This is a genomic window from Kaistella antarctica (genome assembly GCF_900109615.1).
Classification (GTDB): domain Bacteria; phylum Bacteroidota; class Bacteroidia; order Flavobacteriales; family Weeksellaceae; genus Kaistella; species Kaistella antarctica.
In genome coordinates this window covers 389,388-411,940 of sequence record NZ_FOIX01000001.1, presented here as the reverse complement: position 1 = coordinate 411,940, position 22,553 = coordinate 389,388, and the positions used below count along the sequence as shown (strand labels likewise).

Genomic DNA, 22,553 nt, shown 5'->3' with positions numbered 1-22,553 from the left:
ATTCTATTTTCTGAACCGTATTAAAGATTATTATTGATTGCATCTTGAGTTCGATCAATGCCGAAACTGATGAACGCTCCGATAAAAACAAATGTGCTTGCAGATGGTAAAATTGGTTTGCTTCTTAACCCGTCATTTGAAAATTGATAGCCATAAATATTCTTTTGTCCTAAAATATTGTTGACTGACAAAACGAGTATCGTAAATGCTTTAGCATCTTTTTTACCCAGATTAGGTAAGTAATTGAGACTAAAATTTAAAGCATTAAAATCTTTTAATTTTCCTTGAGTGTTTAAAAAGTAGTCGCCATTATTATCGGTTTGAAAATTGTAAAAGGGCCTGCCAGAAGCATAAGTGTAAGAAAGATTAAACCCCGTTTTCCAGTCGGTTACGAATTTCTTAGCGACAAAGGAAAGCGTGTGTTTTGAAGCGAAACTCGGAAATAAACGTTGATCATAATTCTGAAAGTTGCGTTTGGAATCGAGGTAAGAATAGGAAATCCAGTAATCGATATTTTTAATTGATTTCTTATCGCGCCAAAAAACTTCGAAGCCTTTTGCGAATCCATCTCCGTTATTATTGATGGCAACTGGCCGGAAATCTAGAACTTTAGTTTTAATTAAATCCGTGTAGTTTTTATAGAAAGCTTCGAGTCGAAAACTTCTTCCATCCTCCGATTTTTGAACTTGTAAAACGTAATGTTCGGCTTTTTGAAAACTCAAGGGTTCAGTTCCAAAGTATTTCTGTTCCGGGTTTTGGTAGAAAATTCCGTAAGCCAAAGAACTGGTCCAGCTTTTAGAAATCCGATAAGCCATAGCAAATCTTGGTGCAAGATTCCATTGATTAACCGCAGTTGCATACTCGCCTCTTACTCCGACTTTCGCGGAAAGATGATTGCTAAAACCCAAATCCGTTTCGGCAAAAATTGACGTAATAGTGTTATCAGAGATATAAGGCATCTGCGAAAGTGCAACGTAAGTTTTTTCGTTGGCTTGATTAAACTCAATACCACCTCTGATTGCTGAAATTTTATTTATTTTTCGCTCTAAAGTTCCTTTTGCATTAAAATAATTTCCTCTTATATCAATAACATTTTGATTGATTTCGGAATTTTCAAATGTATTAGAGAGATCAATGTAATTAGAATTGAAAGTGTACGAGCTGCCGACATTGAAAAGATATTGCCCGAATCTTTGTCTGAACGAAAGATTATGAAACGTATTTTTTCCCTTTAAAGAAGTATTATCAAAATCGATGTTGGGTTCCAAACTTTCGGATTGCAGTCCGATTGTATTTGTATCGAAACTTCCGTAATATTTTAAAATTCCACCAGCTTTATTTCTAAGTCTGAAGTTAAAATTGGTGCCGAAGCTTTCTGGTGCCTTGGTAAAATCGTTGGTAAACTTAATTAGTTTCCTTATCAAGCCAAGATTCGAATAAGAGCTAAAAACCCCAAATGATTTTGATTTTTCTTCGTTGACGTTTTGAAATCCCGCCGTGATGAACAAAGGTGAAACACCTAAATCTACAGAGTTTCTTTCGGGAAAGTCAATGCTTTCTAAAACCAAAACTGAAGATAAAGCTTGACCGTAAACCGCAGAATAGCCGCCGCTGGAAAACACGTTTCCTTTAAATAATGACGTATTCAACCGATCCATCGACTTAATTCCAGGAATAGAATTACCAAAAAAGTTGTTGACTAAATTTCCATCCATAAAAAATTTAGTTTCTGCTCCCGTTCCGCCACGAACAAATAATCCTTCTGTTTCTCCAATTTTTTGTACGCCTGGCAATGTTTCCAAAGCTGCCGAAACTTGACCGTTTGCTCCAGCCGTGGTATAGATATCGATTGGAGTTAAAAGTGCAGTTGCTCTTTTTCGATCGCTTGCTTCAATGGATCCAGCAGAAATTACGACGGCATCGATCTCGGAAATCTGTTCTTTTAAATCAGCATTTACATTTAAATTGGAACTTTCAATAACTATTGGTTTTTCAATCTCCGCAAATTTCGAATTCGAAAAAACCAAAATCTGTGGTCCTTTTTCCGATGTTTCAAAAGAATAATTCCCATTTTCATCAGTGGTAGATCCGTCATAGGAGTTTTTTAAAGTGACTGAAATGTCTTTAAGGCCCTTGTTTTTAAAACTTACTTTTCCAGAAACAGTGATCTGCGCTTGAGAAAAAAGTCCGATCAGGAAAAATACAAGGAGCAGCACTTTAGAAATGATAAACGTTTGCATGGTTTTGTTTTAGGGAATAAAAGTACTGCGGAATGAGATTTGCTGAAAATTTAAGTGACCGAATGGTTAAATTTGCAAACCGAATGGTATATTTAACCTCCTGTCTTTTGTTCACAATTTTGATCTTTACATTAACCCTAAAAATACTATTATGAAAATCGCTAAACTCTCGATGCTTGTTTGCAGTGCAGTCTTTGCTGTGTCTTGCACGACCACGAAATCCTATGTCATTAATTCTAAAAGCGGCACCCAAACTCAAGGAACTGCTCAGTTTGTCCAAAAAGGAAAGACTGTTTCTATGGATCTTAATGCGTACAAACTCACTCCTGGAATTCATGCAATTCATATTCACGAGAAAGGAGATTGCTCAGCTGCTGATGGAAGTTCTGCGGGCGGACACTGGAATCCAACCTCAGAAAACCATGGAAAATGGGACAAAGGAGAATTTCACATGGGAGATATTGGCAACTTAGTCGCAGACAAGAGTGGAACTGCAAGATTGATGTTTAAAACGGACAAGTGGTGTTTAGGATGCGCAGATGACACCAAAAATATTATAGGAAAATCAATCATCATTCATGCTGACAAAGATGATTTCAAATCTCAACCAACCGGAAATGCTGGTGGTAGAGTTGGCTGTATTGAAATTAAATAATCCAATATTCTTTATCTAAAATAAAAATCCGTCCCGTCAAACTAATGACGGGACGGATTTTTTTTAAGTTTAAACAGTGAGCTATTTTGCGCTGGCTTTCTTTTTTACAGGCTCGCCTTCTAGAGCGTCCTTGGCTTCATTTACTTTTAACACTACTGTTCCGCCTTCGGTCAGCAGCTTATTCACTAACATTTCCGCCAATAAATCTTCAATGTATTTCTGAATGGCCCGTTTCAGAGGTCTTGCTCCGAAATCTTTGTCCCAGCCTTTTTCAGCAATAAATTCTTTTGCTTCGTCAGTCAACTCAACTTTGTAGTTTAACTTTTCAAGTCGGCTGTACAATTTCCCCAATTCCAAATCGATAATTTTCGAAATGTCTTCTTTTTCTAAATTATTAAAGATAACAATATCATCAATTCTATTCAAGAATTCAGGAGCAAACGCTTTCTTCAAAGCATTCTCAATTGTACTTCTTGCTCTGGCATCGGTATTTGTTTTCTTTGCGGTGGTTCCAAATCCAACTCCGTCGCCGAAATCTTTCAGATCTCGTGTTCCGATATTAGAGGTTAAAATAATAATCGTATTTCTAAAATCAATTTTACGCCCTAAAGAATCGGTTACAAAACCTTCATCTAGAATTTGCAATAAGATATTAAAGACATCTGGATGCGCTTTTTCTATTTCATCTAAAAGCACTACTGCATAAGGTTTTCTGCGAACCGCTTCCGTTAACTGCCCACCTTCTTCATAGCCAACATATCCCGGAGGCGCGCCTACTAATCGGGAAACAGCGAATTTTTCCATGTATTCGCTCATGTCGATTCTGATCAGCGCTTCGTCTGAATCAAAAAGTTCACGAGCCATTACTTTCGCTAATTCCGTTTTACCAACACCCGTTGTTCCTAAGAAAATAAAAGTTCCAATTGGGCGATTCGGATCTTTCAACCCCGCTCTGTTCCGTTGGATGGCTTTCACCACTTTCTTCACCGCTTCTGGCTGTCCGATTACTTTTCCGTTCAGTAAATCATCCATCAAGGCTAATTTATCTAACTCATTTTTTCCCACTTTCGTAACAGGAATTCCGCTCATCATGGAAACTACTTCGGCAACGCTTTCTTCACTTACGATTTCTTTTTTCTCTTTAACATCTTTATCCCAAGCTTCCTGCGCAACATTTAATTCCATTTGCAAACGCTCCTCTTCATCTTTCAATTTACGAGCTTCAAGATAATCTTGCTTTTTTACGGCTTGCTGCTTAAGTTCCTTGATCTCTTCAATCTTCGTTTCATGCTCGATAATTTCTGTCGGAACTTTCATGTTCTTAATATACACTCTCGAACCTGCTTCGTCCATTGCATCAATTGCTTTGTCTGGTAAAAACCGGTCGGTAATGTATCTTGCAGTTAAATTCACACAAGCCTGAATCGCTTCATCCGTATAAGTTACATTATGATGATCCTCGTACTTGTCTTTAATTTGATTTAAAATTTGCACGGTTTCCTCCACGGTTGTAGGCTCTACCATCACCTTTTGGAAACGTCTTTCTAAAGCACCATCTTTCTCGATATACTGTCTGTATTCGTCAAGAGTTGTTGCACCAATACATTGAATTTCACCTCGCGCAAGAGCGGGCTTAAACATGTTTGAAGCATCTAAACTTCCAGTGGAACTACCTGCACCAACGATGGTGTGTAATTCATCAATGAATAAAATGACGTCTCGGTTTTTTTCCAGTTCCGTCATGATGGCTTTCATTCGCTCTTCGAATTGACCACGGTATTTTGTGCCAGCAACTAAACTCGCCAAATCCAAAGTAATAACCCGTTTTCCATAAAGAACACGCGATACTTTTTTCTGTTGAATTCTTAAAGCTAAACCTTCTGCAATGGCTGATTTACCAACGCCAGGTTCCCCAATCAAAAGCGGATTGTTCTTTTTCCGTCTTGATAAAATTTGAGAAACCCTTTCGATTTCTTTTTCACGACCAATCACAGGATCCAGTTTCCCTTCTCTTGCTAGTGTTGTAAGATCTCGTCCGAAATTATCTAAAGTCGGCGTTTTACTTTTGCCAGTTCCGATGTTTCCAGGTGGTTTTCGCATTTGTCCGAATTCTTCCCTTTCTTCATCGTCATCGTAGGCTCCCATCTTTGGATCTTGGCCAGAGTTCTTAAGCATCGTTTGATATTCCTTGGTTACCCTTTCATAATCAATATCATAAGAACTCAAAATACTGGTTGCAGGATCTTCTGATTTATAAAGGATGCCGAGCAATAAATGCACGGTGTTGACTTCTGAACTTTGATATTGTCTGCATTCTAACTCCGAGCGTTTGATTGCTTGATCAGCCATTTTGGTAAATGATATCTTTTCACTTTCTACAGAAAATGGATTTAAGCTTGCCACGGACATTGTTTCGATTTTTCTTTTGATCTGGGTTAAATCGGCTCCCAAATTATGCATGATCTCCTTGGCAGAGTTGTCTGTTTTAATCATTCCCAAAAGGAAATGTTCTGTATTTAGAAACTCGCTGTGCAAGCGTCGTGCTTCGTTTTTACTGTGTTTGAAAACTTGGTCTAAACCATTTGAAAATTGACTATCCATATTGTTGTTTCTCGTCGTTTAATTAAAGATATATAAAAATCTTTGAATTCCTTATTAAAGTTACAAATACTTTACCAAATATAAATCAGGACTATATGTCCGAAAATTATTTCCTAATACGCCTGAAAATGACTACGTTTGTCTTCCAAAAAAATAATACTATGACTCCTGAAATTACCAATTATTTTGGTTACGCTGCCTCGTTTTTCGTCGTTTTAAGTTTTATGTTGAAAGACATAACCAGAATAAGAATTGTAAATCTTGTCGGCTGTATCCTTTTTGTTTTATATGGTATTTACAGCAATTATCTTTGGCCAATTATCATTCCAAATGCGGTTCTTTGTTTTATTCAAGGATATCATTTGATTAAGAAAAAAGCGTAATTTACTGAGGTGAAAGTAATTGTAAGTGTTTTCAATAATTTATATACAGACCAACGCGTAGAAAAGGTTTGCGAATCTCTATCTACCGCGGGTTACGAAATAGATCTTATTGGAAACAGTTGGGGCGGTTTGCCCCAAATGGAAAGACCTTATCCTTTCTCCCGAATCATTTTGAAAACCAAGATTCTGCGTTATGCGTATGTAGAATTTCAGTGGAAACTGTATCAGCAACTTTTAAAAAAAGCCGATAAAAACTGCATTTTACTCGCAAATGATTTAGATACAATCCTACCAAACTACTTGATTTCAAAAAAATTCGGAATTCCTTTGGTTTTTGACAGCCATGAAATTTTTACAGAAATGCCCGCTTTACAACGAAGGTTTACCCAAAAGATTTGGCGCAGCTTACAGAGATGGCTCATCCCCAAACTTACTTACATGATGACGGCCAGCGAAAGTTATGCAGATTGGTTTGCAAAGACTTATGAAATTGAAAGACCGATCACCGTTCAGAATTTTCCCGTTAAAATTGCAAATTTGCAGGACTATTTCAAAATTAATTCTCCCAAAATTATTTTATATCAAGGAGTCATAAATCCTTCGCGGGGGTTAGATCAAATTATTTCTGCAATGAAAAGTCTTGAAAATGCCGAACTGTGGATTGCAGGAGACGGACCCAAAAAAGAAGAACTTGAAAGTTTAACAAAAACATTAGATTTAGAAAGCAAAGTCAAGTTTTTGGGGAAACTACTACCAAAAGATTTACGAGAAATCACCAAGAATGCTGACGTAGGCTTAAGTATTGAAGAGAACAACGGTCTCAGTTATTACTACTCGATGCCAAATAAAGTTTCTGATTATATTCAAGCCAGAATTCCAGTTGTTGTTTCAGATTTCCCCGAAATGCGAAAAGTAATCGATCGATTTGCCACTGGCGAAAAAATTAGTGATCATTCCCAATTGGCTGAAAAGATAGAAATTGTTCTTAGAAACGGAAAATTATTTTATAAAGTTGCTTTAGACAAAGCTGCGGCAGAATTGTGCTGGGAAAAAGAAGAACCCAAATTACTTCGGTTGTTTAAAAAAGTTACCGACGAAAATTTCTAAGACGTAATTTCTTATCTTTGCGCAAATAGAATTGAGCAATGACCATCAAAGAAAAACAGCAGGAAACCGTAGAGGCATTTGACTTTATGGAAGATTGGGAACAGAAATACGAATACATCATCGACCTCGGCAAAGAACTGAAAGGAATCTCTGACGACAAAAAAACAGATGATAATTTAATCAAAGGCTGCCAGTCTAAAGTTTGGATTGATGCCGAATTTAAAGAGGGAAAACTTTACTTCAACGCCGATTCCGACGGGATTTTACCCAAAGGAATTATCTCCCTTTTAGTTTCAATTTACAGCGGTCACGCTACCCAAGAAATTTTAGATTCCGATTTTAAATTTATTGAAGAGATTGGTTTGCAAGAATTCTTGTCGCCCTCCAGAGCCAATGGTTTGATGGCCATGACGAAGCAAATTAAGTTCTATGCCGTTGCATTCCAATTAAAATCGTGATCAGAATTTTAGCATATCGATTTTCCGCTTTCGGCGATGTCGCCATGACCGTGCCCGTTTTCAAGGAATTCCTCCAACAAAATCCCAATGTCGAAATCGTTATGGTTTCGCGCACTAATTTCAAAGATTTATTCGATGGAATTCCTAACCTCCTTTTTAAAGGAATTGATTTCGACGTTTACAAAGGAATTTTTGGCTTAAGAAAATTGGGGAAATCTCTGGTGAAAGAATTTAATCCAGATTTCGTTGCGGATTTACATGATGTTATTCGGACAAAAACACTTGATTTATTTTTCATTAAAAATGGTTTTAAAGTCTTTAAAATCGATAAAGAAAAAGAGGAAAAAGAACTACTCACCGATGTCTGGAATCTGGATAAGAAAAAACTAAAACCCACCAGTGAGCGCTATGCAGATGTATTTAGAGCAATGGGTTTTAACTTGGAACTTTCGCATCAATATCCTCAAGGCACCTTAGTTAAAAACGGAATCGGAATTGCACCTTTTGCCCAACATAAAGGTAAAATGCTACCCTTAGAAAAAACCTTTGAGCTTGTAAAAATCTTGGCGAGAAATCATAAAATCTATTTCTTTGGTGGTGGTAAAACCGAAGTTGCAGTTTTAAACGACTGGCAATCGAAAATTCCAAACACCGAAAATTTAGCTGGTTCTCTCACTTTAAAAGGGGAATTGCAGAAAATTTCTGAACTTGAAATGATGATTTCTATGGATTCTGCCAATATGCATCTGGCCAGTTTGGTAGGAACGCGCTGTATTTCGATTTGGGGCTCCACGCATCCTTACGCCGGATTTTTGGGCTATGGGCAAAATGAAAACGACATCATTCAGGTGAAAGATTTAACGTGCCGACCTTGCTCTGTCTTTGGTGACAAAGAATGTTACCGTGGAGACTGGGCCTGCTTAGAAGAAATCAATATTCAGAAAATAGTCGACCTTATTTAAAATAAAAATACTTTCAAATTCTGAAAGTATTTTTATTTTAGTCAGTCTGATTTTACATAAACTTTTCCCCCTTTTTCAGAGTTTTTAAATCCTGAACATAATCTTTAATGAGTTGATCATTTTCTCGTGGACAAATCAAAAGCGCTTTGTCGGTATCCACTACGATAAAGTTTTCTAAACCATCGATTACGACTGCTTTATTTTCGTTTTTTAATTTAATCAAATTGCCTTTTGAATTGTACGTGACAAAATGTTTCGTGTTCACAGAGTTTTCATTTTCCCCTTTTTCTGCATTTTCATAAATGGATGTCCAAGTTCCTAAATCACTCCAACCCAAATCTGCAGGAATCACATAAACGTTTTGGGCTTTTTCTAAAATCCCATTATCGATCGAAATTTTGTTGACTTTAGGATAAATCAAGTCAATACATTGTTCTTCCCCTTTTGAATTGTACTCGCAGCTTTCAAAACTTTGCGCCATTTCTGGCAAATAACTGTTAAAAGCATCAAGGATCGATTTTACATTCCAAACAAAAATCCCAGCATTCCACAAGAAGTCGCCGCTTTCCAGGAAGGTTTTCGCAATTTCTAAATCCGGTTTTTCAGTAAAAGTTTTTACTTTAAAAAATTCAGCCTTCTTTTTTTCGACGAACTGAATGTAGCCGTAACCAGTATCAGGTCGCGTTGGTTTAATTCCTAAGGTAATTAAGTAGTCATTTTTTTCAGCTAAATTAAAGGCGAGTTCTGCCTTCTTCAGAAAAATATTTTCCTTCAGAATCAAGTGATCTGCTGGAAGTACAATGATATTGGCATTTTCATTTTTATCGGCTATTTTTTTTGCCATATAAATATTACAAGCCGCTGTATTTTTCATCATCGGTTCTCCAACGATATTTTCTAAAGCTATTTCTGGAAGCTGCTCTTCCGTAAGCGAGATATATTCTTTATTGGTAATTACATAAATGTTTTCCGCAGGCACGATTTTTCGAATTCGATCGTAAGTTTGCTGAATCATGGTTCTTCCAGTCCCTAAAATATCCTGAAACTGTTTCGGATACTTTTGAGTACTCATCGGCCAGAATCTACTCCCGACGCCTCCTGCCATGATCACGCAGTAATTATTTGATTTAGACATATTTAATTAATTTTTTCCACTCGAGCTAAAGGTTTGAATATATATTTTTTATCAGTTTTGAGCTGGGTACAAAGATAGTTCTTTTTGCGTTTTTCTTCAATGATATAGGTTTGCTTTCTATACGTAAACTGGTCTTTTATTTCTAAATCTTCGATGTAAGAACTTTCATCCTCATAATCTTCGATGTGGAAGTATCTTACCAAATCTGGACTTGCCATAAAATTAGCCTTAGGAGATTTTAAAAATTTTAAAATAATGGGCTTTAAATCTTCATCATAAACAGAAATACTTTCTGAAAGCATCTTACTGAAAGTGCTTTTCCATTCAACACCATGTGGAGAAATTCGGTTCCCAAAATTATCGAATGCTAACAAATGAGCCAACTCATGGGTCAACACGAAGAAAAACAATTGTGGTTGTAAGGTAGAATTCAGCGTAATCTGATGTGATTGATCCGGCATTTTCCGGTAATCACCCAGTTTGGAATTTCTTCCTCTGGTAATTTTTATATGAATAGCGTAATTCGCAAACCATTCCTTTAAATAAGGTAAGCAGTAGTTTGGCAAATATTTCTCTAACAACGATATTGACATCTTGCAAAAATACCTTTAAAAATTCTAAAGAGAAAGGGGAATTCCCGCGTAGAAGTTTAATAATTTCAAGCTAAAAAGGTAGTTGTATTTCGCTTGCGACACAGAACCTTGGGCATTTGCAAAATTATTTCGAGCAATATTTAAATCATAAATGGTAGTTCTTCCCGCGTTGTAACTTTTCTCTGCAAAATCCAAGGCAAGTTTCGAACTCCGCTCTGATTCTGTAGCTGCGACATATGATTCGTAATTGCTTTCCGCATCGAACTGCGCTTTCTGTACATTTTGCAAAACTTCTTGTTTCTGCAGTGCCAATGAAGTCCTGGCAATATCCTCATTAATTTTCGACTGCTCTACATTTAACCTGGTAATGCCTTTATTAAAAATTGGAATGTTAGCATTAAGACCAATTTGCTGTCCAAAATTATCCTTGTATTGTTTGAAAAACCCAGATTGTTTAATTTTGTTTCCAGCAAGATCAGTTCCCACATTAAAAAGAGAAAAGTAGGAAGTACCAACTCCGGCATTGGCTGTAACCGTTGGCCAGAAAGCAGTTTCTGTAATTTCAGTTTGGGCCTCGGCGGACTTTATTCTGATTTCGGCGGCTTTTATCTGCGGCTGATTTTCAAAAGCTTTGTCTATAATTTGAGCTGCGGAATATAAGGGTGCATCAATTTTACTCTGAATATCAACATTCTGAATATCGAAATTTTTGTAATCAGAAAGTTGCAAAAGCATGGCCAGTGAAAACAAACTTCTTTCCGTATTAATTTCTGCAGTCTTTACATTTTGTTTTTCCCGAGCTAGAGCTGCTTCAGCTTCGGCTAAAATTGTTTGCGGCGTCGTTCCAACTTCTGTAGTAATTTTGGCTCTTTGGAATAACCGTTCTGCATTTCCCAAAGCACTTTCCGAAATTTTAGTAATTTCCCTATTCAATAAAATTGATAGATATTGTTGCGCAATTTGAAGCGAGATATCATTTTTGATTCGATCTACATCATACTGACTTGCCTCCACATCAAACTCAGTTTTTCTGATGTTTTTTTCTAGTCTGCCGTTATTAAAAATCAAAATATCTGCACCTACGTTTGCTCCATTGTTAAAGTTATCATTGCTTCCTGTTTTACCGAAATTATCTCTACCTAATCCAAAAGTAGCACTATTGGTAATGCTTCCGGAAACCGATGGAAGATATTGCCGCTTCGCAACTTGTAGTGAGTTGTCCTGCAGTTTTTTATTGTACGAATTCTGAATAACCTGTAGATTGTTTTGTACAGCATAATTGACAGCTTCCTCCAATGTCCATACTTTTTGAGAAAAAACAAGTGTGGAAAGCAAGCTCAGCAGAAAAACAGCAGATTTCTTCATGGAATAATTTATAGAATAAGACGATGTTTTTGAGGAATTGTTACAGCTGCAGATTTGAATAGCATTATTTCTGTATTCAATATTGAGAAACATTAAGTGTAAATACTAATCAATAATCCCAAATTTCCGCATCAGATAAATCGCGTTCATGCTTTTTGTAACGCCATTTTGAAGTTTATAATCGGTCTCCAATTCGCCATCAATATTTTGAAGTTCAAAACAATAATTTTTAATTTTTAAAGGAAATTTATCTTCAATTTTTGTTAAATCTAAATCGTGTGTGGCAATGAGGCAAGAGAAAAGCACTTTGCTTTTCATTAGTTTTTCTAAGAACAATTCCGAACCGGTCAGCTTATCCTGGGAATTAGTTCCTTTTAAAATCTCATCTAAAATAATAAATTGCGGTTCGCCTTTTTCTAGATTTTCAACTAATTTCCGAAGACGAAGAATTTCAGCATTAAAATAAGAAGTTCCATCGCTGAGAGAATCGCTCGTTCGCATGGAAGTGAAAAGTTTCATTGGAATAAAACTAAACTCTTTAGCCGCAATTGGACATCCGACCATCGCCAAAACCAAATTAGTTCCGATCGCTCGAAGAAAAGTACTTTTGCCCGTCATATTTGCACCCGTAATAATTGAGATTTCCGTACTTTGATTGATGGTGAAATTATTAGAAACGACTTCCGTTTGAAACAATAAAGGATGGATGAGTTCTTCTGTTTGAAGTTTGACACCTTCTTCATTTATTTCAGGCAAGATATATTCTGGATTTTTAAATGTGAAAATTCCTAGTGAAATTAAGGCTTCATATTCTGCAAAGGCTTCAAACCACTGTGGTAAATCGTCATTGATATGATGGAATTGATTTTCAATTTTAAGCGCAAAATTAAGATTCCATAAGAAAAGATTATTGAGAATAACACCGATATTTCCCTGACCGCTTTCATAGTTTCGGAGCAAACGCGCCAGCTTCTCTATTTCTTTCCGGGAAGACTTGCTCTTTCCAGAACGGAGTTTATTTTGAAGCGACTGATTCAACTCTTCCGTGAAGTTTTCATTTTCAATATGGAAAAATATATTTAAAAACTGCTCGTACTGATTCGAATCGAAAGAAAGCATTTCCCCTAATTCCTGCATTTTCTTTCGATAAATGTAAAGGACAATTCTGGAAATAATTAAAATTCCAAGGAACATTAAGCCGATTGACGTCCCAGATATCGGGCTGAATATCACCAAAATCAAAGCAATGAAACTCAAGATAGGAACCGCAATTGTGGCTACCTTGGCCAGAATTGGCTTATTGAAAATTGAATTTAATTTTTTGGGATGTGAAATCTTTCCTTTAATTTCCATCGACTTCGCTAAAGTCAAAAAACGAATATTCCAGTCGATCTTTTCAGACAATTCTGAGATTGATTTTTGACGTAATACTATTTCCTCTTTTTCTATACTTAAATTTAAAAGTAAATCTTTGAGTTTATTTTTCCCTAAAGTCGTTTCACCGTAATTAAGATAACTAAAGAGCGAGCTTTTGCCGAGAATATCGAGATCTTTTGCGAAAGGATGTTGATCAATATCTTCCTCAAAATCTAGCCCCGTTTCGAATTCTGTTTTAGTAATTATTTCATTCCCAATATGTAGAAAGTTTTTATAAAACTGCAATTGCTCCTTAATTTTCAATAGGAAATATCCTAAAATAAAAAAGAGAATGGTGAAGAAAATCGCCAGATACAAATGGAATTTCAACCCGCTTTCGAGAATGAAATATTGTAACAAAAAATAGGTAAGAGAAAGAAAGACAGCCACTCGAACCCAACCTAAAATAGTTAATTTTTTTTGTAATTTTTGAAGAGTCTCCTTTTTTTGAGAGAGGAGTAATTGTAATTCTTTCATTCAATTTTTCTTTCGCCAAAATGGCAAACTTATTTTTAAAAATAACGGGTTTTAGGTTTTGTAATTAGCTAAATTGGATTAAAAGTATTCTTTCGTCCAAGCTTTTGCAATTTTAAATAGATTGTAAGTTTTATACTTTTTAGCTAGATAGAAGTACAGAATTACATCTGTAACAATAAAAAGAAGAGCAAATAATAAAGTCATATTAAAACGTTTTTATGAATAATTAAATAAAAATTTACTTTAAAAAAATAGGATTTCTTTTCTGTCCTACTTTTTCCTATTTATAGATTCTCATTCTTCAACTCCCCAATTCTACTCACAATCGGCATAGAAAAAATCCCGCTCGTTTTTAAGTAGTGTTCATAGAATGTTTTGGCTTTTCCTGCAAATTCAGGATTAGGATTCTCCTTATTTTTAAAGTAAAACAAATGTCCCAACAATTCAAAATAGGGAATATGATGGCTGCTGTCTTTGTTATTAATTACGTCAATAATATCTTCAGTCGGCATCGCAGACAAGGTTTCGAAATCCATTTTGAACGTATCGTTCATATTGGTGTCAAAAACCCGTTGAAGTTCTATTTCGTCGCCACCACTTTCTCCGCCTAAAATCATTTTAGAAAGAAATTCTGAAAATTGTTTTACTATTCTGATGATGTAATCTTTATCGTGAATCATATTTATTTATTTATTTGGTGCAAGGTTCAAGTTGCATGGTTTAAGGTTATGCTCGCCAATTAGCTTTGACGTATTCTATATAATTACTGCGTTGATCTGTTTAAGCAAAGAAAATATACGCCAAAATAACTGAAGTAATCACTCCCACCAAATCGGCCAACAACATTGCTGTAACGGTATATCTTGTGTTTTTAATTCCTACCGCTCCGAAATAGATTGCGATTACATAGAAAGTCGTATCCGAACTTCCCTGTAAAACGGCTGCCAATCTTCCCTGAAAACTGTCAGCACCGAAAGTTTGCATCGTATCAACCATCATTCCTCTCGCGCCAGAACCTGAAAGTGGTTTGATTAAAGCGGTTGGTAATCCATCCACAAATCTTGTATCAAATCCGCCAACCATGGCGACCCATTTCATTCCATCAATTAGAACATCGAAAACTCCTGAAGTTCTCAATAAAGAAATGGCGATCAACATTCCGACTAAATAAGGAATAATTTTCACACAGGTCCAGAATCCTTCTTTCGCGCCGTCGATAAAAGCATCGAACACATTGATCTTTTTATAAAGCGCTCCCATCACAATAACAAAGAAGATCAATAAAATAATTCCGTTACTCAGTAACATGCTGAAATTATCCAAACCTTCTTTGCTTAAACTAACGAGATATACCACTAGCAAACCAATAATCACAGAAATACCACCAACATAAGCGATGACGGCGGGTTGCAGCAAGTTGATCTTTTGATAGAGTGAAACTACAATCATGGCCGCCAGTGTTGCTGCAAAAGTAGCAATCATACACGGCAGAAAAATATCGGTCGGCGTTTCCGATCCCATTGAGGCACGAATGGCAATAATGGAAACCGGAATTAAAGTCAGTCCACCCGCATGCAAACACAGAAACATAATTTGTGAATTGCTCGCGTTATCTTTATCTGGATTTAAGGTTTGCAAACTTTCCATCGCCTTTAAACCAAATGGCGTTGCAGCATTATCCAAACCTAAAAGATTGGCAGAGAAATTCAATAACATATGTCCAAAAGAAGGATGGTTTTTAGGGATTTCAGGAAATAATTTAGAAAAGAAAGGCTGAATCATTCGAGATAAAAGATTGATTCCACCCGCTTTTTCAGCGATACTCATAAAACCCATAAAAAGGGTCATAATACCGATTAAACCTAAACAGATTTTTACGGCAGTTTCAGAAGTTCCGATAACGCCATCAGTTGCCTGAACTCGATAAACAGCTACTTGAGAAGTTGCAGAATCCGTTTTATAATGAATTCTATTTTGTTCAAAATCAGGCTTTAGTAGTAAAGCAGATTTAATTTCGGGATTTAATTCAGACAAGTTTTGAGTCGCAATCTGAACGGTGTCGCCACTTTTCCCAACAACCATATCATTATAAATCGCTTTGTAAGAATCCGAAAATAGATACTTGATACTTGCGACAATAATCGCAACGATAATAAACCCGCTCCAAATCCTGCTTAAAACCATGAATTAAAAATTTGAGTAAAAGTAACTAAAAAGTTTATTTTTAAAGGAACTGGGACTGCAAATTATCACTTTCAGCAGTTTTCCTTCAACTTCTGAAAATAGGGTGATGGAAAATAGCGCATAAAAAAATTCTGCTTTTTTGTAAAAACAGAATTATAAACTTGATTGTTGATTTTACTGAACGGCTATAAACTCGACGCCTTCATTTGAATCATCTCTTTTTCCATAAACGTGATGGCGGTGAAAATCTGAGTAATAGTCTTCATATTCCTTCGCTTTTTTTCGTAGAAATCTTCTTACTCCAATTAAACCTAGACTGATAATCAGGCCTAAGCTTCCTGCTACTATTATTGTTGTTTTTGCGCTCATATTTTAATTATAAAAAAGAAAGGTAGCAAATTGTATTCCTTTGGACCAATCAAATGTTTTAAAGTTTGTTAAAGTTGCCGTCCCTCACCTCCATTTTTGTTAACGTTTCCTTTGAAAAAAACCATTTTTTGTTTTAATAGAATTCTTCAATTTGTTAATTTCCACGTTCTAATTTAAGCTTTTTTTATTTCACTAAATAATCTTACTTTTGAGGAAATACTCCATTTATGAATGTAAAAACTTTTGCTCTTGGTGCAGCCGGATTACTGCTCGCATCTTGCGCTTCCCAAAACATGACCAAAAATTTGAAATATCCAGAAACCAAAAAGGTCGATCATGTAGATGAATATTTTGGTACCAAGGTTCAAGATCCTTACCGCTGGTTAGAAGATGATCGTGCCGAAGACACCAAAGATTGGGTTCAAAGAGAAGTAGCTTTTACCAACGACTATTTGGCAAAAATTCCTTTCCGTGAAGAAATCAGAGCGCAGTTAAAAGATATCTGGAATTACGAGAAAATCGGAGCTCCCTTTAAAGAAGGTGACTTTACCTATTTCTACAAAAATGATGGACTTCAGGCACAATCCGTTTTATACCGAACAAATAAAGCTGGCACAACGGAAGTTTTCTTGGATCCAAATAAATTCTCTGACAAAGGAACTACTTCTTTAGCTGGAGTTTCGTTCAATAAAAAAGGAAATTTGGTGGCATATTCTATCTCAGAAGGTGGAAGTGACTGGAACAAGATCATCATTATGGATGCGATGACGAAAAAAATAATCGACGAAACCATTATTGATGTGAAATTTTCTGGCGCTTCTTGGTTAGGCGATAAAGGATTTTTCTACTCGAGTTACGATAAACCAGAAGGAAGTGAATTATCTGCCAAAACAGATACGCACAAAGTATATTTCCACAAGTTGGGTACGAAGCAGAAATCAGATGAGTTGATCATCGGCGGCGACAAATTCAAAAGACGTTACATGCGCGTTGGTGTTTCTGATGATGAGCGTTACCAGATCCTGAGCGCTTCTGAGGCGACGAACGGAAATGAATTGTACATTAAAGATCTTCAAAAGAAAACCGATTTTGTGCCGATTCAAAAAGGATATGATTTCAATACCAATGTGGTAGATTCCAAAGGTGATATTATTTATGCACTCACTGATAAAAACGCACCGAATATGCGTTTGGTGAAATTCAATATCAACAAACCCAATGTTTGGACCGATGTTATTTCACAGACTGAAAACGTATTGAGCGTTTCAACGGGCGGCGGTTATTTATTTGCAAAGTATATGAAAGACGCAGTGACTTCGGTGCAGCAGCTTGATTATGATGGTAAATTAATCCGTACCATCGATCTACCAGGAATCGGTACGGCGGGAGGTTTCGTAAGTAAAGAAAAAGAGAAGGAAATGTATTTTTCTTTCACCAATTACATTACGCCAGGAACGATTTATAAGTTCAATGCAGACACCGGAAAATCTGAAGTGTATCAAAAACCGAACGTAAAATTCAATCCTGCAAATTACGTTTCAGAACAAATTTTCTATACTTCAAAAGACGGAACGAAAATTCCGATGATGATCAACTATAAAAAAGGCTTAAAACTCGACGGAAAAAACCCAACGATTCTGTATTCTTACGGTGGATTCAACATCAGTTTGCAACCTTCTTTCTCGGTCGTGAATGCGATCTGGATGGAAAACGGTGGAATTTACGCGGTTCCTAATATTCGTGGTGGTGGCGAATATGGAAAGAAATGGCATGATGCCGGCACCAAAATGCAGAAGAAAAATGTATTTGAAGATTTCATCGCGGCAGGTGAATATTTGCAGAACAAAGGATATACTTCCAAAAAATACATGGCACTTTCAGGCCGTTCGAATGGTGGACTTTTGGTTGGTGCCGTGATGACGATGAGACCTGATCTTGCGAAAGTTGCTTTCCCAGGCGTTGGTGTTTTGGATATGTTGCGTTACAACAAATTTACAGCTGGAGCAGGTTGGAGTTACGATTACGGAACTGCCGAAGACAGTAAAGAAATGTTCGAATATCTAAAATCTTATTCGCCGATTCACCAAGTGAAAAAGGGAGTTTGCTATCCGTCAACCATGATTATTACGAGTGATCACGATGATAGAGTTGTGCCAGCGCACTCGTTTAAATTTGGCGCAGAATTGCAGGAAAAGCAATCTTGTGGCAATCCGATTTTGGTGAGAATTGAAACCAATGCCGGACACGGTGCTGGTAGAAGTACCGAACAAGTGATTGGTGAAAATGCCGATATCTTAAGTTTTGGACTGTCGGAAATGGGCATTAAAACTTTGAAGAAATAATTGAAGAACGATTACTATTTTTATTTGGGCAGCTTCATGCGCCTTCCGTTCCCGCTTCCCCCGTCATAGGACGGGGGAGAGCTCCACTCAAGTCGGGCTGCAGACTAGAATAAAGATCAGCATTTCGTTTTAAATTGATAAAAAAAACTTCCCGTGAAATCATTCACGGGAAGTTTTGCTTTTAGGAACAAATTGATAAACTCCTATATTTATTTTTTGCACTTTTATAAGAATTATAAAGTCTTACGCTTTTGTGACCTTTGGGGTTAAGATGATTAAAGTCCGAACACAACGCCAACACTTGGAACGAATCCACTACCGAAAACAGACTCGCCTTTTTTATACAACACATTATACATTCCGCCGATTTGCATATACGCACGCTCGCCAATTCTTTGCATATATCCGCCACCGAAATAAAGGGCAGCTTCATCGCCAGAATATTTTACATTGGTCACTTTGTTTTTTTGATTGAAGAAATATTCCTGAAACATTCCGCTTAAATAAAAGTTTCTGGCGATATAATAATTTACGAACGGTCCAACTCCGATTGTGTTGGAAGAATAATATTTCGCATTGGTCCAGGTAAGATCAGAAACGATTCCGGCTTCCAGGCTTTCGGTGAGTTTGTAGCCAATTCTGGGAGAAACATAAATTGATGTGCCGCCATTATTGCTGCCGAAACTTCCACCTAGTCCGGCCGAACCACCGAAAGTCCACTTGGAATTTTCGCCGCCTAACTGGGTTGATGTTCCAATCTGAGCTTGTGCAGAGAAAGTAAAACTGAGTATGGAGAGAAAAAGTAGTTTTTTCATCACGTGTTTTTTTTAAAGATTGAATAGTCAAAATTAAGTCTTTTTTTGAAATCGGAAATTTCTGCAACCAACCAGAGAATTTTTTTTACCGCAAAAGAATAAACAAAAGGTTGATTGAGTAATAATTCAAAAGGATGCAAAATGTTTCTGAAAATATTTTTCTCCGATTTTGCCGTCTTTTGAAAGCTTCTTTTTAGCATTTTTCTTGTGTCTCTTTTGCGGTTACAACTAAAAATACGAAACACAAATGCCACGAATGATTTCACAAATTCCACAAATTAAATCGCTATTATTTTGAAATCGAAAATTTCTATAATTACTCGAAACTTCACTTTTGGACTGCTTTAAAAATTTTGACTGAAATCGAAACCTTCTTTCTAGCCGCGATGGTAGCGGTATCCTTTCTCTTTTCCTCAGAAAAGAGAAAGATGTAGCGGACAGCGGGACGGGTTTTCAAATAGAGCAACAATTTTGAATCTCCTAAAAATCATTAATTAATGTCGTAAATTTGCAGCCTCAATAAAGAGTCTCCTTGAAAGACTTTATAAAATGAACATATGAAAATTGTAGTAGGACTTTCTGGAGGGGTAGATTCCAGTGTTGCAGCGTATTTGCTGCAGAAACAAGGTCATGAAGTGGTGGCGCTTTTTATGCGGAACTGGAATGATGCGTCGGTTACTTTGGAGGATGAATGTCCCTGGATTGAGGACAGTAATGATGCTTTAATGGTGGCGCAAAAACTCGGAATCCCTTATCAGGTGATCGATATGAGTGAACTGTACAAGGAGAAAATCGTGGATTATATGTTCGAAGAATATAAAAAAGGCAGAACGCCTAATCCTGATGTTTTGTGTAACCGTGAAGTGAAGTTTGACGTGTTCATGAAAACAGCCTTATCGCTTGGTGCTGAGAAAGTTGCAACGGGACATTACGCGCAGGTTACCTCAACTTTTGATGAAAATGGAAAAGAGATTTTTCACCTTTTGGCGGGAGCAGATCATAATAAAGATCAGTCCTATTTCCTGTGTCAGTTGAATCAGGATCAGTTGTCAAAATCGTTGTTTCCGATTGGAGCAGTGACGAAACCTGAAGTTCGGGAAATTGCCCGGGAAATGGGTTTGGTGACGGCAGATAAAAAAGATTCGCAAGGTTTATGTTTCATCGGGAAAGTGAGTTTGCCGACTTTTCTGCAACAACAGCTGGAACCAAAAGAAGGTGAAATTGTAGAGATTTTTAAAGATCTCCCTGGTTTTCATCAAGAAACACCGGAGTTTTCTTCAAAACTGGAAGAATTGGTATTCCTGTCTCAGAAAATAAAATACGAAAAATTGGACGGAAAAGTAATTGGCAAACATCAGGGTGCACATTATTTTACAGTCGGTCAAAGTAAAGGTTTGGGAATTGGCGGACATAAAGAATCTTGCTTTTTGATTTCCAGAGATATCGAAAAAAACATCGTTTTTGTAGGCGAGGGAAGAAATTTCCCGGGACTTTTCAGAAGCGCTTTAAAAATAGAAAACTCAGAAGTTCATTGGGTTCGGGAAGATTTGCGTTTGCAAAATGGCGAATCGATGAAAGTAAAATCCAGAATCCGGTACCGACAAACTTTGGAAGAAGCGACGATATACCAATTTGAAGAAGGTTTCTATATCGAGTTTGAAAACCCACAATCTGCGATTGCCGAAGGACAGTTTGCTGCCTGGTATTTGGAAGATGAATTGGTGGGAAGTGGCGTGATTTCGTAAAATCCTGATTTTTAATTAATAATATAATTCCTTTTGATTTTTCAGGAGGAATTTTTGGTATTTTAGCAATGAGATTAAAAAGCCAATTTGAATCTAACCATTCTTAGATGAAGTTGGTAAACTTTTTTTTACCATAAACAAGTTGGAGTCGTTACATGCACAGATTTAAACTAAAAAATTGCATAAAATGTAATGCTGAATTTCAACCAAGAAGTTCAACTGATGTCTGGTGTGTGGAATGCAAAAAGAAAAAATGTCAATACTGCAATAATGAGTTTGTAGTAAAGAGTCCAAATAAATTTGAAACACAACACTTTTGTAGCAGAGATTGTCAGATCAAAGGGAGAAAAAGCGTGTTTAAAATAAAGTGTGAAAGATGTCAAACATATTTCGTTTCCAATTCAGCCAGTAGTAAATTATGCACAGAGTGTAAAACCTACGACTGTCAAAACTGCGGAAAAAGTTTTGTAATTGAAAAGCTAAGGGATGCAGAAATGATCAAATATTGTAGCCGTAAATGCGCTATAGAAGGAAGAGATACTAAAGTTCAGCACGTTTGTAAAAATTGCGGAAACTTTTTCATATCCTCGTCAGGCTCAAGCACTTTGTGTAAAAATTGCTGTACATTGACATGTTTGACCTGTGGAAATCAGTATCAAGTTCAACCCAAAAGACTAAAGACATCAAAATACTGCAGTAAAGATTGCCGCGTAAAAGGTGATATGAAGCACATTTGGCAAGAAGAAGACTTTAGTTTTATTAAAGAACATTATCCGTACAAAATGTCCTTGAAAGAAATCGCAGATAAGTTTGATACTTCAATAAGTGCAATTGCTAGACTGAAACATAAGTTGAATTTAGATTACTGCCCAATTGAACTTCGTCAAAGAAGAGTTGGAGACACTCAGATGCTTTGGACTAAGGAAAAAATAACGAACGACATTATAAATCTTAACCAAACTGCAGTCCCTTTAAACTCATCATATATTCAAAAAAACTACCAATCCCTCCATACCGCTGCTGTCAAAAGATTTGGTAGCTGGGAAAATGCCATAAAAAGTGCAGGTTATAATTATGATGAAATCAACCTTTACTCAAATAGAGTAACATGGACTCCGGAATTAATAAAACAAGAAATTTTACGGTTGTACAAAGAAGATATTGATTTAAAGGCTACTAGTATAAGAGATACATATGCTTCTTTATTCAATGCAGCAAGAAGAGATTCCCAAATTGGCACATGGGAAAAAGCCATTGCGTTTGCGGGCTTACAATACAACGAAATTGCAGGATGTAGTTGGGGTGAAACTTCAATTGGATTAGATGGCAACACTTACCCTTCAATAATTGAATGCGCAGTAGGTAACGAAATATTTGAACTGTTAGATCAGCAATTAATTGCAGATTATTTCATTCAAGTGCCGCTCACAAAGGAAAGGAGATGGACTTGTGATTTTGTAGTAACATTGAATAATGATGAGACAATTTGGATAGAAGTTGATGGTCTTGGTGATTCTAGAAAAGAAGGTTCATATGGAGAAGAGCATGAGAAAATCGCATACTATCTCAATAATAACTTTGAATTTTATACTGTAAATAAAACTGGGCAAGTTGATGAAATAATAAAAAAACGAACCCAACGCATAGGTTAATTCCGCTTTCACCCAATGTAAAAACAAAATGACCAATAAAACAATAGCGTCGCC

19 protein-coding genes are annotated in these 22,553 nt (G+C 36.5%); 8 read left to right on the top strand and 11 right to left on the bottom strand.

Annotated features, from left to right (window positions below):
* Positions 1-20: 20 nt before the first annotated feature.
* The gene (locus tag BMX49_RS01950; protein ID WP_081864346.1) at positions 21-2,240 is read right to left on the bottom strand and encodes a TonB-dependent receptor; all 2,220 of its coding nucleotides are present in this window, start codon (positions 2,238-2,240) and stop codon (positions 21-23) included.
* 151 nt (positions 2,241-2,391) lie between these two features.
* Here BMX49_RS01950 and BMX49_RS01945 point away from each other — a divergent pair, with 151 nt between their 5' ends.
* Positions 2,392-2,895, top strand: coding sequence for a superoxide dismutase family protein (locus BMX49_RS01945; RefSeq protein WP_177169182.1), 504 nt, complete (start codon positions 2,392-2,394; stop codon positions 2,893-2,895).
* Between the two features lie 81 nt (positions 2,896-2,976).
* Here the strand turns inward: BMX49_RS01945 and BMX49_RS01940 are convergent, their stop codons facing one another.
* On the bottom strand, positions 2,977-5,496 hold the full coding sequence (locus BMX49_RS01940; protein ID WP_034718122.1) for an ATP-dependent Clp protease ATP-binding subunit: 2,520 nt from the start codon (positions 5,494-5,496) through the stop codon (positions 2,977-2,979).
* Positions 5,497-5,657: 161 nt separating this feature from the next.
* On the opposite strand from BMX49_RS01940, the gene BMX49_RS01935 reads away from it, so the two are divergent.
* The 4 genes from BMX49_RS01935 to BMX49_RS01920 are packed head-to-tail and all read left to right on the top strand — an operon-like array spanning position 5,658 to position 8,406.
* A complete protein-coding gene (locus BMX49_RS01935; protein WP_034718120.1) occupies positions 5,658-5,879 on the top strand; it encodes a hypothetical protein in 222 nt (73 codons plus the stop codon).
* A gap of 9 nt (positions 5,880-5,888) precedes the next feature.
* Positions 5,889-6,986 carry a glycosyltransferase family 4 protein gene (locus BMX49_RS01930; protein ID WP_034718118.1) on the top strand — a complete coding sequence of 366 codons (1,098 nt, stop codon included), beginning with the start codon at positions 5,889-5,891 and terminating at the stop codon, positions 6,984-6,986.
* 38 nt (positions 6,987-7,024) lie between these two features.
* A complete protein-coding gene (locus tag BMX49_RS01925; RefSeq protein WP_034718117.1) occupies positions 7,025-7,444 on the top strand; it encodes a SufE family protein in 420 nt (139 codons plus the stop codon).
* A complete protein-coding gene (locus BMX49_RS01920; protein WP_034721070.1) occupies positions 7,444-8,406 on the top strand; it encodes a glycosyltransferase family 9 protein in 963 nt (320 codons plus the stop codon). Before BMX49_RS01925 ends, BMX49_RS01920 begins: the two co-directional genes overlap by 1 nt.
* A gap of 52 nt (positions 8,407-8,458) precedes the next feature.
* Here BMX49_RS01920 and BMX49_RS01915 read toward each other — a convergent pair whose 3' ends face one another.
* The 8 genes from BMX49_RS01915 to BMX49_RS01885 all read right to left on the bottom strand — a co-directional run bounded on the left by BMX49_RS01915 (position 8,459) and on the right by BMX49_RS01885 (position 15,945).
* The gene (locus tag BMX49_RS01915; protein ID WP_034718115.1) at positions 8,459-9,541 is read right to left on the bottom strand and encodes a mannose-1-phosphate guanylyltransferase; all 1,083 of its coding nucleotides are present in this window, start codon (positions 9,539-9,541) and stop codon (positions 8,459-8,461) included.
* Positions 9,542-9,543: 2 nt separating this feature from the next.
* On the bottom strand, positions 9,544-10,134 hold the full coding sequence (locus tag BMX49_RS01910; RefSeq protein ID WP_034718113.1) for a SprT-like domain-containing protein: 591 nt from the start codon (positions 10,132-10,134) through the stop codon (positions 9,544-9,546).
* Between the two features lie 24 nt (positions 10,135-10,158).
* Positions 10,159-11,499, bottom strand: a complete 1,341-nt coding sequence (locus tag BMX49_RS01905) for a TolC family protein (RefSeq protein WP_034721068.1) — start codon at positions 11,497-11,499, stop codon at positions 10,159-10,161.
* Positions 11,500-11,604: 105 nt separating this feature from the next.
* Positions 11,605-13,392 carry a MutS-related protein gene (locus BMX49_RS01900; RefSeq protein WP_034718110.1) on the bottom strand — a complete coding sequence of 596 codons (1,788 nt, stop codon included), beginning with the start codon at positions 13,390-13,392 and terminating at the stop codon, positions 11,605-11,607.
* A gap of 78 nt (positions 13,393-13,470) precedes the next feature.
* Complete coding sequence (locus tag BMX49_RS14835) at positions 13,471-13,596, bottom strand: hypothetical protein (RefSeq protein WP_260242640.1); 126 nt, start codon at positions 13,594-13,596, stop codon at positions 13,471-13,473.
* Positions 13,597-13,676: 80 nt separating this feature from the next.
* Entirely contained in the window at positions 13,677-14,072 is a 396-nt protein-coding gene (locus BMX49_RS01895; RefSeq protein ID WP_034718107.1) for a hypothetical protein, read from the bottom strand.
* A gap of 100 nt (positions 14,073-14,172) precedes the next feature.
* Positions 14,173-15,576, bottom strand: coding sequence for a spore maturation protein (locus tag BMX49_RS01890; protein WP_034718106.1), 1,404 nt, complete (start codon positions 15,574-15,576; stop codon positions 14,173-14,175).
* A gap of 174 nt (positions 15,577-15,750) precedes the next feature.
* Complete coding sequence (locus tag BMX49_RS01885; protein ID WP_034718104.1) at positions 15,751-15,945, bottom strand: hypothetical protein; 195 nt, start codon at positions 15,943-15,945, stop codon at positions 15,751-15,753.
* Positions 15,946-16,172: 227 nt separating this feature from the next.
* On the opposite strand from BMX49_RS01885, the gene BMX49_RS01880 reads away from it, so the two are divergent.
* Positions 16,173-18,287, top strand: a complete 2,115-nt coding sequence (locus BMX49_RS01880; protein WP_034718102.1) for a prolyl oligopeptidase family serine peptidase — start codon at positions 16,173-16,175, stop codon at positions 18,285-18,287.
* A gap of 275 nt (positions 18,288-18,562) precedes the next feature.
* Here BMX49_RS01880 and BMX49_RS01875 read toward each other — a convergent pair whose 3' ends face one another.
* Entirely contained in the window at positions 18,563-19,102 is a 540-nt protein-coding gene (locus BMX49_RS01875; RefSeq protein WP_034718100.1) for a hypothetical protein, read from the bottom strand.
* A gap of 557 nt (positions 19,103-19,659) precedes the next feature.
* Here BMX49_RS01875 and mnmA point away from each other — a divergent pair.
* Both mnmA and BMX49_RS14575 read left to right on the top strand, forming a co-directional pair.
* Positions 19,660-20,847, top strand: a complete 1,188-nt coding sequence (gene mnmA / locus BMX49_RS01865; protein ID WP_034718096.1) for a tRNA 2-thiouridine(34) synthase MnmA — start codon at positions 19,660-19,662, stop codon at positions 20,845-20,847.
* A 722-nt stretch (positions 20,848-21,569) separates the two neighbouring features.
* Complete coding sequence (locus BMX49_RS14575) at positions 21,570-22,499, top strand: hypothetical protein (protein ID WP_126337179.1); 930 nt, start codon at positions 21,570-21,572, stop codon at positions 22,497-22,499.
* The last annotated feature ends 54 nt before the right edge of the window (positions 22,500-22,553 follow it).